Source organism: Rhizobium sp. CFBP 8762 (genome assembly GCF_014841565.1).
Taxonomy (GTDB): Bacteria; Pseudomonadota; Alphaproteobacteria; order Rhizobiales; family Rhizobiaceae; genus CFBP-8762.
In genome coordinates this window covers 685004-700595 of sequence record NZ_JACYUD010000001.1, presented here as the reverse complement: position 1 = coordinate 700595, position 15592 = coordinate 685004, and the positions used below count along the sequence as shown (strand labels likewise).

Here is a 15592-nt window from a genome sequence, read left to right as displayed (position 1 = left end):
TCCGGGCGCGAAAGCGATTCCGCTTTGCTGGAAATGCAAGAGTTTAGGAAAGGCGGGCGCGGCCCGTAGGAGTTCATGGATCGTATTCGCATAACCGGCGGCAATGAGCTGAACGGCATTATTCCCATTTCCGGCGCCAAGAACGCAGCTCTTCCGCTGATGATCGCCTCGCTGTTGACCGATGATACGCTGACGCTGGAAAATGTGCCGCATCTGGCCGATGTGGAACAGCTTATCCGCATTCTCGGCAACCATGGCGTCGATATTTCGGTCAATGGCCGTCGCGAACGTCAGGGAGAAGGCTATTCCCGTACGGTCCATTTCACCTGCCGCAACATCGTTGATACCACCGCACCCTATGAACTCGTATCCAAGATGCGCGCAAGTTTCTGGGTCATCGGCCCGCTTCTGGCGCGTGCGGGACAGGCACGCGTGTCACTGCCCGGTGGCTGCGCCATCGGTACACGCCCCGTCGATCTGTTCATCGAGGCGCTGAAAGCCCTTGGCGCGACGATTGAAATCGACAGCGGCTACATCAACGCGACCGCGCCCAAGGGCGGCCTTGTGGGCGCGCGTTATGTGTTTCCCAAGGTGTCCGTCGGCGCAACGCATGTCATGCTGATGGCCGCAACGCTGGCCCGGGGCACCACGATCATCGGCAATGCAGCACGCGAGCCGGAAGTGGTCGATCTTGCCAACTGCCTGATTGCCATGGGCGCGAAAATCACCGGTGCCGGCACAAGCGAAATTACCATTGAAGGCGTTGATTCGCTGTCGGGCGCGCGCCATCGGGTCCTCCCGGACCGGATTGAAACAGGCACCTATGCCATGGCGGTCGCCATGACCGGGGGCGATGTGGTTCTGGAGGGCACGAGCGCCCGTCTTCTGGAAACAGCGCTGGAAGCCATCCGCCGCGCCGGTGCCGAAATCACTGAAACGGAAACAGGCTTGCGCGTTGTGCGCAAGGGCGGCGAAATCCGGCCTGTGGATGTCGTCACCGACCCGTTCCCGGGCTTTCCTACGGATTTGCAGGCCCAGTTCATGGGGTTGATGACGCGCTCGTCCGGCGTGTCGCACATCACGGAAACGATCTTCGAAAACCGCTTCATGCATGTGCAGGAACTGGCGCGTCTTGGCGCCAAAATCTCACTGTCCGGCCAGACTGCCAAGATCGAAGGCGTGCCCCGTCTGCGCGGCGCGCCAGTTATGGCTACCGATCTGCGTGCTTCCGTGTCGCTCGTTATTGCCGGTCTGGTGGCGGAAGGGGAGACGACCGTATCTCGCGTCTACCATCTGGATCGCGGTTTTGAGCGACTGGAGGAAAAATTGACGCGCTGCGGCGCCCTTGTCGAACGCGTCAGCGACTGATCGTGAATCTGGTTGCCGTTCAGCACGCGGCTTCCTATCTCGTGTAAGTTGTGAACTGCGAGGGACGGACATGGATAGTTTGAAATTGATGGCGCTGGATGCGGAAGATCTTGGTATCGTGTCTGCACATGTGCAGGATGCGGTCTTCAAGGTGGGGGATGCCAGCTTTTCTACCAGAAGCGGGCAGTTTGTCGTCTCTGTGAACCGGTTCGTGTGGGAGACGGCCGATGATAAGGCCAAATCGTTCGAGCGCCGGCGCTCTGCCATTGCATTCAAGCGGGTCAAGGCTGCGCGCTCTATCGGCATCAATCTGCAGGATCGCGAAGCCGTTTTATCCCTTCTGGCATTGAACTTCGAGCCGAACGGCGAGGGACCGGATGGTTCGATTGCTCTGGTGCTGGCAGGCGGCGCGGAAATCGTTCTGGATGTGGAGTGCATAGAAGCACAACTTGCGGATTTGGGCGGTGCGTGGGAAACGACGCTGAAGCCCAGGCACAGTGCCGCCTAAAGCAGCCAGTGAAAACGGAGTCGTCTTCACGTCCAGACAACGCGGCCAATACGGAATGAGAGCATTTCCGGCAAAGCGCGAAGCAATGCTTGCATGGACATGCCTAAAATGAAATGTTTGATCAGGACTGATAAAGGGGATATTCTTGGCAATCTGGCTGGATCAACGCGCGGGTGATTTTGATGCGCGCTTTGCTGCTTTCCTCACCACAAAACGGGAAAGCTCGCAGGATGTTCACGCGGTGGTGCGGAGCATTATCGATGACGTGCGGATGCTGGGTGATGAAGCGCTGATCGAGTATTCCCAGAAATATGACGGCATTGATTTCCGCGTCACGCCTATGGCCGTATTGCCGGAAGAGGTTGACCGGGCAATCGAGGCGGTGCCGGACGAAGTTCTGGGCGCGCTCAAGGTTGCTGCCGTGCGCATTGAGGCCCACCACAGCCGCCAGCTTCCCAAGGACGATATTTACGAGGATTCCATGGGGGTGGTTCTCGGTTCCCGCTGGACACCGATCGATGCTGTCGGCCTGTATGTTCCGGGCGGCACGGCCAGCTATCCAAGCTCCGTGTTGATGAACGCACTGCCCGCCAAAGTAGCAGGCGTGGAGCGTGTCGTGATGGTGGTTCCAGCCAAGGAGGGCACAATCAACCCGGCGGTGCTGGCCGCAGCCCGCATGGCAGGCGTTGAGGAAATCTACCGGATTGGCGGTGCACAGGCGATTGCAGCCCTGGCCTACGGCACGGAAACGATTGCACCTGTGGCGAAAATCGTCGGCCCCGGCAATGCCTATGTCGCCGCGGCCAAGCGTGATGTGTTCGGCGTGGTGGGTATCGATATGATTGCCGGTCCATCCGAAGTGTTGATCATTGCCGACAAGAACAACGATCCGGACTGGCTTGCCGCCGATCTTCTGGCGCAGGCAGAGCACGACCCCGGTGCGCAATCGATTCTGATCTGTGATGACGTGGAATTTGCAGGTTCCGTACAGGCCGCAGTCGAGCGGCAGCTCAAAACGCTCTCACGCAGTGAGACGGCGGCAGCAAGCTGGCGGGATTTCGGTGCTATCATCATCGTTGATGATCTGGGCGCCGCCCCTGCGCTGGCAAACCGCATCGCTGCTGAGCATCTGGAACTTGCGATAGATGATCCTGATGCCATGATCCCGAAAATCCGCAATGCGGGAGCCATTTTCGTCGGTCGCCATACCCCGGAAGTCATCGGCGATTATGTCGGCGGCTCAAACCACGTTCTACCCACGGCGCGGTCTGCACGGTTCTCATCAGGGCTTTCCGTGCTGGACTACATGAAGCGCACGTCAATCCTGAAACTGGGTGCCGAGCAGTTGCGGGATCTGGGGCCTGCGGCAATAGCATTGGCGCGGTGCGAGGGGCTGGACGCGCACGCCCGCTCGGTATCCATCCGGCTGAACCTTGGCGATTGATCATGGTGGCACATCGGTCATGGTAGTCAAAAGCAATTTCCGACTGTGCGACGTGATACTGGATGAAAGCATCGGGCGGTCCACGCCCGATGTGGAGCATGAACGGGCGGTGGCGATCTTCGATCTGATCGAGGACAACATGTTTCAGCCCGTGGAGCATGATGGCGGGCCGTACCGGCTTAAACTGTCGTTGGCTGATAAGCGGCTGGTGCTGACGATTGTGACCGAAGACGGCGGTGACGTCGCCACCCACATCCTGTCGCTCACGCCGTTCCGCCGCATCGTCAAAGATTACTTTCTGATGTGTGAGAGCTATTACGAGGCCATTCGCGCGGCAACACCGCGCCAGATCGAGGCCATCGACATGGGGCGGCGTGGCCTGCACAATGAGGGTTCCCAAATTCTGATCGATCGCCTTTCCGGCAAGATCACTATGGATTTCAGCACGGCACGTCGGCTGTTTACGCTGGTGTGTGTGCTGTACTGGCGGGGTTAGCAGCATGATTGCTTTGCCAGACTCCCGGCCAGTTGCCAGCGCGCCACGCTCCATCCTGTTTATGTGCCGCATGAATTCCATTCGCTCACCCATGGCAGAAGCGCTGGCCAAGGCGTTGTTGCCGGCGGGAACCTATGTTGCGTCCGCAGGCGTCATGTCCGGTCAGATCGATCCGTTTGTCGAGGTGGTGTTGCAGGAGGTGGGACTGACGGGCGGGCGGCACCAGCCGCATACGCTGGAAGATCTCGAAGACGATTATTTTGATATGATCGTTACACTTGCCCCTGAGGCGCACCATATAGCTTTGGAACTGACGCGCGCGAGTGCGGTGGATGTCATCTATTGGCCGACACCGGACCCGACCGTGGCGGAAGGCTCTCGCGACCATGTTGTGGCAGCGTATCGCGAGGTTCGAAACCATCTGGCAGCGTTGATTGAGCAGCGCCTTGGCGCCGCAGCATCGGCCAGACAATCGGAATCGATTTTCGGCAAGCCTGATGCGTAAAAATAAAAGTTAGAGCGACCTTTTGTGGGCCTAGATGGGCGCACGGCGCTCCAAGCGCAAGAATAAAGCTGCCTATACGCTGAAATACCGGAAAGCACACGTCTCGGGAGTTCACAAATCCCTGTCGATTGTGTAGTTTCCGGCAAATTTTGACGGACGCATCCTGCGTCTCGCCCATCTAACACAGGAAGTTACCCACTACATGGCGAAAGAAGAAGTTCTTGAATTCCCCGGTGTCGTCAGTGAATTGCTGCCGAACGCGACGTTTCGCGTGAAGCTTGAGAATGAACATGAGATTATCGCGCACACGGCTGGCCGTATGCGTAAAAACCGTATCCGCGTTCTGGCGGGCGACAAGGTTCTGGTTGAAATGACCCCTTACGACCTGACCAAAGGCCGTATCACCTATCGCTTCAAGTAAAACGCGATTTTCGTGTATGCCTGTCGGTACCGGTTTTTGGAGACAGCGTGCACTTTCACTGAGCAACAGGACATCCGACTGCAATGGCGCTGAATCATAAGCTGATCCTGGCATCCGGATCTCCTCGCCGTGTCGAGCTTCTGGCGCAAGCGGGCATTGAGCCTGCGCGCCTGATGCCCATGGACATTGATGAAGGGGCCCGAAAAACAGAGCATCCGCGCTCTTTGGCGCGCCGCCTGTCTGCCGAAAAAGCCGGCGCTGCGTTGCAGGCTCTTGACCGCGATGCCGAATGGAAGGGTAGCTTTATTCTTGCGGCGGATACGGTCGTATCTGTCGGACGCCGTATCCTGCCCAAGACAGAGACAACCGATGAGGTGCTGGCGGCGCTCAACCTGCTGTCGGGCCGCAACCACCGGGTCTATACGGGTATCTGCCTTGCCACGCCATCGGGCAAGCTGCGGCAGAAGGTTATCGATACGAAAGTTCGCTTCAAGCGCCTTTCCGCAAAAGAGATCGATTCCTATATTGCGTCCGGCCAGTGGCGCGGCAAAGCGGGCGGCTATGCCATTCAGGGCATTGCTGGCAGCTTTGTTGTCAAGCTGGTTGGATCGTACACAAATGTGGTCGGCCTGCCGCTGTATGAAACCACGAGCCTTCTGGCTGGTGAAGGTTTCAATGTACAGCAGGGCTGGCTTGAGGGTTAAGACATGTCTGGCGTCAACCAGAAAGTGGAGCCGTTGCGCAAAGCGCGCCCGTGCCCTGAATGCTCGCGTCCTTCGACGCGTGAAAACTACCCATTCTGCTCGGACCGCTGTCGCAACATTGATCTGAACCGCTGGCTGTCGGGTTCCTATGCCATTCCGGTGGCCGATGACGAGTCGAAAGCGGACGAAGACAAGTAAGAAATTTGGAGTGTTCGCGGGTTTTCATTCTGCGAAAATTTCTTTGCAAAATCAGCGTTTGGTGCTGGACAGAAAAAAACGAACTGGTATAACGCCGCTCACCCGAGGGGGACACCAACCCCTTCACATGATGGCTTCGGCTTCATGATCTGCCCGGATAGCTCAGTTGGTAGAGCAGCGGATTGAAAATCCGCGTGTCGGTGGTTCAAATCCGCCTCCGGGCACCATTTTTACCTTCTAGTTCGTTTAGACTTCAGGATATAGGGCGCCAATTGCACAAAGCCGTTCTGTAACCGCTTAGGCACAGAGGTGAGACTGAAACTTGTTTACCAACGCGGCTGTTGCTTCGCATTCTGAAATATTCAAGGACTTAGAGCTTTTAACCACAGGCTGCCGAATTAGCACCACGCTCGAAGCAGAATCTTGGAACGGCAAGTGTTGGCTGGGGAACCTGGATTCTCACATGAATTCAAAGACTTAGTGGAAAGCCTTGAAATTCCCTCTGTTTTCCTATCGCGAGCGACCGTGGATGCCACCTTTGTGCCCTGGCTTTGGGCATCAGTCAACTAGGCGAGTCTACCGGCAATAATTTCCGCTTCCCGCACCATGCCGCCGTCCGGACAATAGGATTGAGAGCCACCATGCACTCCCCAATGTCGGTCGGATAGGTCTGCTCGTATATGCAGTGAAAGCAGGACATTTAACGTAACTGCCTGAGCTCAAGATCCTAGGCTGAAAATGCGGGAACGGTCGGAGGCTGCATGCGTCAATCAGTCGGCCGTTTCGAGCGTTACGGTGACAGATCCCGGTCGGTCGAAGATCGAAACATCACCCGTCACCTGGCCGAGGATGATGATGCCGGGGGAGGGGACGCGGCCGCTCCGATAGTAGATCACAAAATCACCGACACTCCATAGTCCGAGCGTACCGACCGAGAAGTCCCGCTGCCGCGGGAGGTCAGGAAGGGCGGAGGGTAGGTTTCCCGTCTTTTCCTGGCGCATATGGTCGGACATCTCGATCGTCAGTGGCAGCATCTGCGCCACGGATTTGGCGGCTTCGTTGTCGGCGAGGGTGGCGGTGACTTCGCCCCATTCGGAAGACAATCGGATCGTTTCTTGGGCCATGGCAGGTCCGGTCACTCCTATTGCGAAAAAAGCAGAGGCCAACATTGTCTTGATCACGTGTTCGTCTCCAGTTCGTTTTAGATCTGTGGGTGGACGTGGACCCGCGCCCACCGGTCTCGGTCCTACTCTCCAAGGCCCTTGCCGTAATCCTCGTCGGACACCTTCTCCATCCAGGTAACGGAGCTTCCGTCGAGCGCCTCGGCCACGGCAAAATGGCTCATGGGCTCACTACTTGAGGCGCCATGCCAATGCCGGATCAGCGGCGGGATCCAGACCACGTCTCCTGGACCGACGTGTTGAACTGGCTCCCCTTCCTTCTGGACCCAGCCGCGTCCGCTCACGATGAACAGCGTTTGTCCGAGAGGATGTGTGTGCCAGGCCGTCCGAGCACCGGCCGAGAAGGAAACTGTGGCCCCGCCAATACGGGCAGGAGTTTCAGACTGATAGCGGCCCGAAATCTGGACACTGCCTGTGAAGTACGCGTCCGGAGCTGAAGCAGCATCGGATCCTGCGGGAGTGATCGTGATGTTTGCCTGAGGAGCGCTCACCTGAATTCCTTTCCTGTTTTCAAAAACCTGCTTGAGGATGGGCACGGCAGACATGGCTCTGGGCCAGCCGGCGTAGAATGCGACATGTGTGAGTACTTCCGAAGCTTCTGACGGCGTCAAGCCATTGTCCATCGCGCGGTTAGCATGGAACGGCAATTGCTCCGGCTGACCAACCGCGATCAGGGCGGCCATCGTCACGAGGCTCCGGTCTCGCGCTGAAAGATCCGGTCGTTGCCACAGATCCCCGAACAGCACGCGGTTGGTCAGGTTGGCCAGTGCCGACGCTGTCGGCGCAACTGAAGCATCGACCGTCGCCCTTCGAGCGGCCTCGGCTGCTTCTTCCAATTCGACGCGTGTCGCTTCGCTGTTGTTCAAAGGTGCGATCTGGCGCTCGTCGAAGACCTTCTTTGTCTCTGTGACGGCAGAGATTGCGTTCGGCCAGCCCGAGTAGAAAGCGAGATGCGTTATGAGTTCACCGATCTCGCCGGGCTTCACATCATTGTCCAGGGCGCGGCTCACATGCGCAGCTATCTGCGCGGTTTTTCCAGTGGACACGATCGCCGAGAGGGTGACCAGGCTGCGACCGCGAGGCGCAAGTTCGGTTCGTTCCCACACTTCACCGAACAGGACGTCATCGGTGAAGTGGCCAAGCCCGGGTGCGACGGCGTAGACGGCTGGTGGAGCAACCCTGCGGCGCTCATCCTGCGCCTCCACACCTGTCGCGGCGAGAGCAGAGATCGCAATGCTGGCGGCAATGTTCTTCATGATCGTTTCTCCTACGCCAGATGCTGTCCGAAGAATTCGGCGATCCGGTCGAACGGGACCTTATCCATACGGTCGTAGAGATCGGTGTGGCTGGCGTTCGGGATGATCATCAGCTCCTTCGGCTCCGCTGCTGCGGCAAAAGCCGTTTCGCTGAAGTATCGCGAATGGGCGTTCTCGCCGTGCACGAGCAGAAGCGGGCGTGGGGAGATTTCCGCGATGTAGGTCAGGATCGGCATGTTCATGAACGACAGCGGCGTGGTTTGCGTCCAGGCATTGCCCGAGTTGACCGCGCGCGGATGATAGCCGCGGGGCGTCATGTAGTAGTCGTGGTAATCGACGAGAAACTGAGCCTCGCCACCCTTGAGCACAATGTAGGCTGGCTGGTACGCTGGTGTCTTCTTTTCCGCATCCGCCCAGCGCTGTCGGCTCATCTGTTCGAGCGCCTGCGTCCGCTGCTCCAGAGTTACGCTGTCGTTGTAGCCCTTCGACATCACGCGGGCCATGTCATACATCGTGGTCGCAACAACAGCCTTGACGCGCTTGTCCACGGCGACGGCATTCAGAGCCATGCCGCCCCAGCCGCAAATGCCGATCACGCCGATCCGTTCGCGGTCGATGAAGGGCTGCAGTCCAAGATAGTCGACTGCGGCACTGAAATCTTCCGTGTTGATATCCGGAGACGCCACATTGCGGGGTTCGCCGCCACTCTCACCTGTGAAGGAAGGGTCAAAGGCCAGTGCCGCAAATCCGCGCTCGGCCATGGTCTGAGCGTACAATCCTGATGATTGCTCCTTCACGGCACCGAAAGGTCCGCCGATGGCAAGAGCTGGCAATGGCTGACTGCCGCGGTTCTTCGGCAAGTAGAGGTCACCGGACAGTGCTATGCCGTAGCGGTTTTTGAACGACACTTTCTGGTGATCGACATTGTCGCTCTTTGGAAACACCTTGTCCCAGGCTGCGGTCTGCGCAAGGGCCTCTGTTGCCGTCGCAACCGGGATCATGCTCATCGCCACGACGGCGAGGCCCGTTCCCTTCATCAGGCTGCGCCTGCTGGCGTTGACGGTGTTGTCCTGATCGATGTGCCTGTTCATGGTAGCGTCCTTTTGGAGTTGAGGTTTGGTATCGTGGTTGCCGGCCGAAGCCGAAGCCGAAGACTGCGGAGGAGGGGCGCCGGAGAGCGTCCCCGCAAGTTCAATTGGAGATCGACTTGCCCTCTCATGATGCTCTCCTAGCCGCACGCCATGCGGCGAGGGACACCAGGGAAGAACCGCAGAGAAGGGCGGCGCTGAGCGCAAAGGTTGTCTGCCAACCTGCAGCGTCGAAGAGAAGGCCGCCGAGAGAGGCTCCGGCCGTGATGGCGAGTTGGATCACCGCGACCTGAAGACCGCCTCCTGCCTCCGTGTCGTCGGCAAGAACACGGGTGAGCCATGTACCCCAGCCCACTGGCGCTGCGGTGCCGAGAAAGCCCCAGCCGACAAGTGACAGGACGACGGGGACCTGCATGTCGCCCAGCGCAATCATCGCCAAGGCGAGGCAGGCCATGAGGAACGGGATGGCGATCAGAATGCTGAACAGGCGGTGGTTCAGCAGGTGGCTGACGACCCACGTTCCCGCGGCTCCCGCCAATCCCATCAGGAGAAGGGTGAGAGACAGGGTTTCGATGCCAAGATGAGTCACCTGCTCCAGGAACGGTCGCAGATAGGTGAAGAGCGCGAACTGGCCCATGAACAGCAGCAGGATCGCGGCCATGCCCAGTGCCACAGGCGGAAGCTTCAGCAATCGGAAGACGTTCGAGCTTGCGCGATCGCGGCGGGGTGGAAGCGCGGGCAGGCTGATCCACTGCCACACAAGCGCGAGCAGTCCGACAGGGACGACAAGGAAGAAGGCGCCGCGCCACCCGATATAGGATCCCAGCAGACTGCCTAGGGGTGCGGAGATGGTGGCCGCGATCGCATTGCCGGCATTGAGCAGGGCGAGCGCCTTCGGGATCTGATCGTTGGAGACGAGGCGCATCACGATCGAGGTGGACATCGACCAGAAGCCGCCGATGGAAATCCCGAGCAGTGCACGTCCCAGCATCAGCACGGGATAGGACGGCGCAAACGTGACGACGACCCCCGACAGCATCAGCAATATCGTCAAGGCGAGCACGACCACGCGCCGATCCAGCCGCCGGGTGAGACCCGCGATGAAGAGGCTGGTGATCACCGCGAAGATGCCGGAGATCGAGATGGCCTGCCCCGTATTGCCTTCCGACACGTCGAGATCGGCTGCGATCGGCGTCAGCAGGCTGACAGGCATGAATTCCGAGGCGATCAGCACGAACACGCACAGGGTCATAGAGAACACGGCGCCCCAGGCCGAGCGCCTGCTGTGGATGGTCTCGTTGTAGGTCAGCGTCATGGTCCCGATCCCGATGGATATTTCGGTTTTGCGTCTGGGAACAAGGTAGTGCGAACAGACTTTGCGGACTATCCATGCTAATCCACATGGACCTATCGGATTTTGATATGAATGAGGGAGTGCGTGATGCTGCGCGAGGATATGAAGGACCTGCTCTGGTTCCTGGAGGTGGCGAAGGAGAAGAGTTTCACCAAGGCCGCAGCAGCGCTTGGGACGTCGCAACCGACGCTCAGTCACACGATTAGGCAGTTGGAGGCCCGCCTCGGCGTCCGGCTCCTCACACGAACAACACGGAGCGTGGCGACGACGGAAGCAGGAGAGCGCCTGCTCCAGTCCCTCGCACCTCGATTCGAGGAGATCGAGGCCGATCTGGCCGCCCTTGTTGCCTTCCGGGAGAAGCCGTCCGGCACCGTTCGACTGACGTTGTCAGACCATGCCCTGCAGACGACGGTATGGCCAAAGCTCGCCCAAGTGTTGGCGGACTACCCCGATATCCGGGTGGAACTCTACAGCGACAACGGCATGCGCAACATCGTCGAAGAGCGTTTCGACGCAGGCGTGCGGCTTGGCGAGAGCGTCGACAAGGACATGATCGCTGTGCGAATCGGGCCGGATTGGCGGCTCCGCGCGGTGGCCTCGCCGGAATACTTCGCCAAACACGACATTCCGATCATGCCGCAGGACCTGGTTCGACACGTCTGCATCAACATGCGCCAGGCGACCTGGGGCGGGTTCTACTCTTGGGAATTCGAGAAAGACGACCGAGAACTGCGGGTCAGGGTCGACGGGCAGCTCAGCTTCAATTCGTCGATTGCCCAGATCGATGCGGCCCTGCAGGGATACGGGATCGCTTACGTGCCGGAGGATCTTGTCGACGAACACCTGGCGGCAGGGAGACTGCAGGCTGTTTTGGACGACTGGAGCCAGCCTTTTACCGGCTACCACCTGTACTATCCAAGTAGACGCCAGATGTCTCCGGCCATGACCGTGATTGTCGACGCGCTGCGGCATCGGAACAAGCTGTGAACACAGCGTATTGAGCCGGGAGGGGACTCCTGTGGATTGATCACCAATCTTGCTGCGCTTTGGGATGATCGAACGGCAATAATTTCCGCTTTCGGACATCGTGTTTGCGGAAAGGCGGCCATAAGGCCCCCGGCAGCTTTGCCTTCCGTCCCGACCATAGCTGATCCCCTATCGGAACTCCGATAGCAGGGCATGCTGATCGGGCGCGACAGCGTGTTGCGCCCTGAAAGGGAGACGTTCAGGCGTCCTTAAACATCTCTTTTCTGAGACTTCGCAAAAGACGGAAAGCAAGTCTCGCCTTAATCGGGGCTTGGGAAAACAGTATCCCTAAAAAGTGTGCGGATTTTCCGACATGCTCTTCTATTGACAATCTGTGAGTTAGCTGGTTCTTCGTCGTGATGGTTCCGAGCACCTGCCGCCTGCAGACGTAAGTCACGGTGAAGCTCGGTAATCAAGATCGTCCTCACCCTCGAAGCATTTCGTCGGTGGCAATGCAGGCTCCCATCCCACATGAAATGCCTCTTTGGAGGAGTGAGTGATGTCTTTGCGACCATCGCCCGAAAACCGTTTTCTGACTGCCTCTCCGGGCAAAATTTTTGTCGCCACCGCACTGCCTATGATCGCCATCATGGTGATGAACGGAATGCTGGGTGTTATCGACGCGTTATTTCTGGGACATTTTGTCGGTGCGCAAGCCATGGCGGCCGTCGGTATGGCCTTTCCGGTCCTTATGTTGACAATCGCGCTTTCGACACTTGTCAGCGGTGGAATGTCAAGCCTGCTGGCTCGGCAGCTTGGTGCCGACGAACGTGATGCCGCCAACGCGACCTTCGCGGGTGCTCATGGAATTGCGCTGACGATCGCGTCACTGCTGATCGTCATCTTCTGCGCGCGGGGGTGGAGTTTCGCCCAGCACATCGCTGGCTCCGATGGTCGTGTTGCAGAAATGGTCTGGGTCTTCCTGGCAATCACCATATTCGGAACCCCGATACAATTTTTGCTGGGTGTTCATGCCGATGCCTGGAGAAATGAAGGACAGGCGGGATTGATGGCGCTCATGTCGCTTGGGGTCACGCTCATCAACATTCTGCTGAACTACATGCTGGTTGCGGTACTGGAGCTCGGTGTTGCGGGTTCGGCCACGGGCACGGTTCTCGCGCAGGCGCTGGGACTGGTCCTTCTGGCCGGACTGCGCAAGTACATCGGGGGCATGATGCCGATCAACAGCCTGTGGCGGAACCGCTGGACCGGCAGTTGGAGGCGTATTGTTGCGCTGGGCGCACCCGTCAGTCTTGGATTTATCGGAATGGCGCTTTCAGCCGCCAGCGTGGTGCTTGCCCTCCGTCTTACGGGCAGCACCGATTACGAAAGTACCATTGCCGCCTACGGAATCGTGACACGCATTTTCGGTTTTACCTTCCTGCCAATCATGGCTATAGCGATGGCTATGCAGAGCATTGTCGGCAACAATGTCGGTGCGCGTCTCTACGCCCGCTCGGATGCGGTCCTGCGGATCGCAGCAGCGACAGCAATGCTTTACTGTCTTTCTGTCGAGGTTTTGCTGTTGAGCGAGTGCATCGTTGTCGGAGCGGCCTTTGTCGCTGATCCACATGTGAGCGGTGAGGTTGGCCGCATGCTTCGACCAATGTCTGCGATCTATCTTCTTTCTGGACCGATTCTCGTGCTTGGCCTGTATTTTCAGGCGATAGGCCAACCTGCCCGCGCGGCTCTTCTGACGATGGTCAAGCCTTTTGTGCTCTTGCCTGTCTTGGTCGCAGCGACTGCGGCAGTCTTGGGCGCGGATGCAATCTGGTTCGCCTTCCCGCTGGCCGACGGCGTGACCGCAATCATTGCAACTCTTGTGCTTGCCGCCGCCCTGAAGGCACGGGGAGACGCCGGTATCGGGCTCAAGGCCATGGAGAACCTGTCATGACAGTCAGAACCCTTGCAGAAGCCAAGGCGCACGCAAAATCTCTGAGGAGCGCATTTGCCGCTGACGGTACCGTGTTGGGTCATGCCCAAGCACTGGAACTCGTCGCCCGACAGAACGGTGAGCGCGATTGGAATACGTTATCTGCCAGACTGGCCAAAGGTGATCCCAGACCGTTCCATTTGCACCAAAGAGTGCGGGGACGGTATCTTGGGCAACCGTTCAAGGGCGAAATCACCGCGTTGTCATCCTCCGGCACATGTTACTCAGTCACGGTCCGTTTCGATAAGCCGGTGGATACCGTTACCTTCGATAGCTTTTCCAACATGCGCCGGGTTGTACGAGGTATGGTCGATCTAAACGGAAGTTCTATACGCAAGACATCAAACGGGACGCCGCACCTGACTTTAAGCGCGTTATAAAGTTAAGTGGAAGCCTTCGCAAAATTCCCCAGATTTTGAAAGATCACCGGCGCTGAATTTTCAGGGTAGTTCTTTCGAAAGACTTAGTCGCAAAACTCAAAGTTTCGCGATCGAGTTTTGCGACTCGCTTCATGTCGATCCCAGGCGGCCTCATCAATGTCGTCGGATGTGGGTCGTCTGCAACAGCCATCTTTAATGCCGTCTGCCTCCGCTTGGCTCCAAGTTGGCTTAATCCCTTCAACCCGGCAATATCCGGAGCCGCCGAGCGGTGTCCGATCGTCTGATTCAGAACGCTAGTCCTAACGTTACGAATAAAGGAAGAGCGGTTTTGACGCTGCATGCTCCCTTGGACACTGTAGTAGGATAGGGTAGAATGATAGAAAATTGGCTAAATAGGTAGAATGGATTCTCCGCATGAGCCTCAACGTGAAAGATCCCGAAGCGCATCGCCTTGCTCAGGCGATCGCCCATGCGACTGGGCAGAGCATGAGCCGGGTGGTGACCGACGCTTTGCGTGAGCGTTACGCGCAAATTGAAAAACAGAGAGGCAGGGCGTCTGTTGAAGAACTTCTGGCGATCGCTGACAGAGCTGCAGCCCATTTAAAGCGACCTTATGCCGATCACGCCGAGCTCCTCTATGACGAGGACGGTCTGCCGAAATGATTATCGACACGTCCGCCATGGTGGCGATCCTCTATGGTGAGCCGGAGGCTGCTGCCTTCACGCGACTGATCCACGTTTCCGCAACCAGCCGGATCAGCGTGGCAAGCTATTTGGAATTGTCCATGGTGATTGAAAAGCAGCTCGGGTCGGAAGGTATGAGGCAGGCCGATGCTTTCCTCCGCCGCGCGGCAATTGACATCGAGCCAGTAACCGTGGAGCAGGGCCATCTGGCCCGACAGGCATTCCTCGATTTTGGGAAGGGGAGACACAAAGCTGGACTGAATTTCGGTGACTGTTTTGCCTACGCTCTCGCCAGAGATTTCGACGAGCCGTTGCTATTCAAGGGAAACGACTTCACGGAGACAGACATTCGTTCGGCAGCATGATGCATGAACTCGTATGATGGGCTGGGGCTGACGCGCTGGCTGGTGCTTCGGCCCCGGAAGCGTCTCCGCTTTCGGTTCGTTCGAGTCATCGACCACAAGAATTGTCTTGTAGGAGTGGGTCCCCAGCCGTCTTTTTAAAGAGCTCCAGGAATCGCCGGGAATTAGCGGACGTCGCATGGTTTTAACGCGAAATCGTGCCAAGCATCTGCAAAGACGTCACTTTTTTTAGTGGGGAATGGCGACGATTAAACGTAGAAAATAGGTCCAAAAATGGCTTGCCTGGGGACCTTGGATTCTCACATGATTTCAGTAGCTTAACGAAATAGCTTTTGAATTCCCTATATTTTTCCGCCGCGAGCGACCGAGGATGCCACCTTTGTGCCCTGGCTTTGGGCCTCAGTCAACAAGACGTTATACCGGAAATAATTTCCGCGTTCGGGCGCGAAGCTGCCGTCTGGCCATTGCCTCGTGAAGCACGTAAATTCCCCTCATAATTTGCGTCCTGCCGCGTTGCAGAGGTAGTCTACAAGCGCATCCAGGCGGGCGGTATCGCCATCCGGAATGACGCGCGCGTTGCTGAACAAATGTGTCGTGTCGAGCGCGCTCGGAAGGCGGATGTAGCCTTCTCCGAGAGCGCTGAGAAGATCTTTCGCACGTAAACCAATGTCGTGGGCAAAGCAG

The 15592-nt window shown here is 58.0% G+C and carries 17 protein-coding genes and 1 tRNA gene; 14 read left to right on the top strand and 4 right to left on the bottom strand.

The window, feature by feature from the left end:
* Nucleotides 1–75 precede the first annotated feature (75 nt).
* The 9 genes from murA (at nt 76) to IFT84_RS03235 (ending at nt 5871) form a co-directional block, all read left to right on the top strand.
* The gene (murA, locus tag IFT84_RS03275; protein WP_192117185.1) at nt 76–1368 is read left to right on the top strand and encodes a UDP-N-acetylglucosamine 1-carboxyvinyltransferase; all 1293 of its coding nucleotides are present in this window, start codon (nt 76–78) and stop codon (nt 1366–1368) included.
* A gap of 70 nt (nt 1369–1438) precedes the next feature.
* A complete protein-coding gene (locus IFT84_RS03270; protein ID WP_192117184.1) occupies nt 1439–1876 on the top strand; it encodes a DUF2948 family protein in 438 nt (145 codons plus the stop codon).
* A 145-nt stretch (nt 1877–2021) separates the two neighbouring features.
* Nucleotides 2022–3320 carry a histidinol dehydrogenase gene (hisD, locus tag IFT84_RS03265; protein ID WP_192117183.1) on the top strand — a complete coding sequence of 433 codons (1299 nt, stop codon included), beginning with the start codon at nt 2022–2024 and terminating at the stop codon, nt 3318–3320.
* A gap of 19 nt (nt 3321–3339) precedes the next feature.
* The gene (locus tag IFT84_RS03260) at nt 3340–3816 is read left to right on the top strand and encodes a UPF0262 family protein (RefSeq protein ID WP_192117579.1); all 477 of its coding nucleotides are present in this window, start codon (nt 3340–3342) and stop codon (nt 3814–3816) included.
* Between the two features lie 4 nt (nt 3817–3820).
* Nucleotides 3821–4321 carry an arsenate-mycothiol transferase ArsC gene (locus IFT84_RS03255; RefSeq protein ID WP_192117182.1) on the top strand — a complete coding sequence of 167 codons (501 nt, stop codon included), beginning with the start codon at nt 3821–3823 and terminating at the stop codon, nt 4319–4321.
* A 202-nt stretch (nt 4322–4523) separates the two neighbouring features.
* Nucleotides 4524–4742, top strand: a complete 219-nt coding sequence (infA, locus tag IFT84_RS03250) for a translation initiation factor IF-1 (protein WP_192117181.1) — start codon at nt 4524–4526, stop codon at nt 4740–4742.
* 83 nt (nt 4743–4825) lie between these two features.
* Nucleotides 4826–5446: a Maf-like protein gene (locus IFT84_RS03245; RefSeq protein WP_192117180.1), complete on the top strand. Its 621-nt coding sequence runs from the start codon at nt 4826–4828 to the stop codon at nt 5444–5446.
* Nucleotides 5447–5449: 3 nt separating this feature from the next.
* Entirely contained in the window at nt 5450–5644 is a 195-nt protein-coding gene (gene yacG / locus IFT84_RS03240; RefSeq protein WP_192117179.1) for a DNA gyrase inhibitor YacG, read from the top strand.
* Between the two features lie 151 nt (nt 5645–5795).
* Nucleotides 5796–5871: transfer RNA gene (locus IFT84_RS03235), tRNA-Phe, on the top strand.
* A gap of 543 nt (nt 5872–6414) precedes the next feature.
* Here the strand turns inward: IFT84_RS03235 and IFT84_RS03230 are convergent.
* The 4 genes from IFT84_RS03230 to IFT84_RS03215 form a co-directional block, all read right to left on the bottom strand.
* Nucleotides 6415–6768, bottom strand: coding sequence for a cyclophilin-like fold protein (locus tag IFT84_RS03230; protein ID WP_197975449.1), 354 nt, complete (start codon nt 6766–6768; stop codon nt 6415–6417).
* 122 nt (nt 6769–6890) lie between these two features.
* Nucleotides 6891–8081, bottom strand: coding sequence for a (R)-mandelonitrile lyase (locus IFT84_RS03225; protein WP_192117177.1), 1191 nt, complete (start codon nt 8079–8081; stop codon nt 6891–6893).
* 11 nt (nt 8082–8092) lie between these two features.
* Nucleotides 8093–9172 (bottom strand): alpha/beta hydrolase, encoded by a 1080-nt coding sequence (locus IFT84_RS03220; RefSeq protein ID WP_192117176.1) that lies wholly within the window; start codon nt 9170–9172, stop codon nt 8093–8095.
* A gap of 124 nt (nt 9173–9296) precedes the next feature.
* Nucleotides 9297–10484 carry an MFS transporter gene (locus IFT84_RS03215; protein WP_192117175.1) on the bottom strand — a complete coding sequence of 396 codons (1188 nt, stop codon included), beginning with the start codon at nt 10482–10484 and terminating at the stop codon, nt 9297–9299.
* Between the two features lie 126 nt (nt 10485–10610).
* Here IFT84_RS03215 and IFT84_RS03210 point away from each other — a divergent pair, with 126 nt between their 5' ends.
* The 5 genes from IFT84_RS03210 (at nt 10611) to IFT84_RS03190 (ending at nt 14911) form a co-directional block, all read left to right on the top strand.
* Nucleotides 10611–11510, top strand: a complete 900-nt coding sequence (locus IFT84_RS03210) for a LysR family transcriptional regulator (protein ID WP_192117174.1) — start codon at nt 10611–10613, stop codon at nt 11508–11510.
* Nucleotides 11511–12048: 538 nt separating this feature from the next.
* Nucleotides 12049–13443: an MATE family efflux transporter gene (locus IFT84_RS03205; protein WP_192117173.1), complete on the top strand. Its 1395-nt coding sequence runs from the start codon at nt 12049–12051 to the stop codon at nt 13441–13443.
* The gene (locus IFT84_RS03200; protein ID WP_192117172.1) at nt 13440–13862 is read left to right on the top strand and encodes a glyoxalase superfamily protein; all 423 of its coding nucleotides are present in this window, start codon (nt 13440–13442) and stop codon (nt 13860–13862) included. Before IFT84_RS03205 ends, IFT84_RS03200 begins: the two co-directional genes overlap by 4 nt.
* 414 nt (nt 13863–14276) lie before the next feature.
* Nucleotides 14277–14525, top strand: coding sequence for a type II toxin-antitoxin system VapB family antitoxin (locus IFT84_RS03195; protein WP_117191047.1), 249 nt, complete (start codon nt 14277–14279; stop codon nt 14523–14525).
* The gene (locus tag IFT84_RS03190; protein ID WP_192117171.1) at nt 14522–14911 is read left to right on the top strand and encodes a type II toxin-antitoxin system VapC family toxin; all 390 of its coding nucleotides are present in this window, start codon (nt 14522–14524) and stop codon (nt 14909–14911) included. Before IFT84_RS03195 ends, IFT84_RS03190 begins: the two co-directional genes overlap by 4 nt.
* Nucleotides 14912–15592 lie beyond the last annotated feature (681 nt).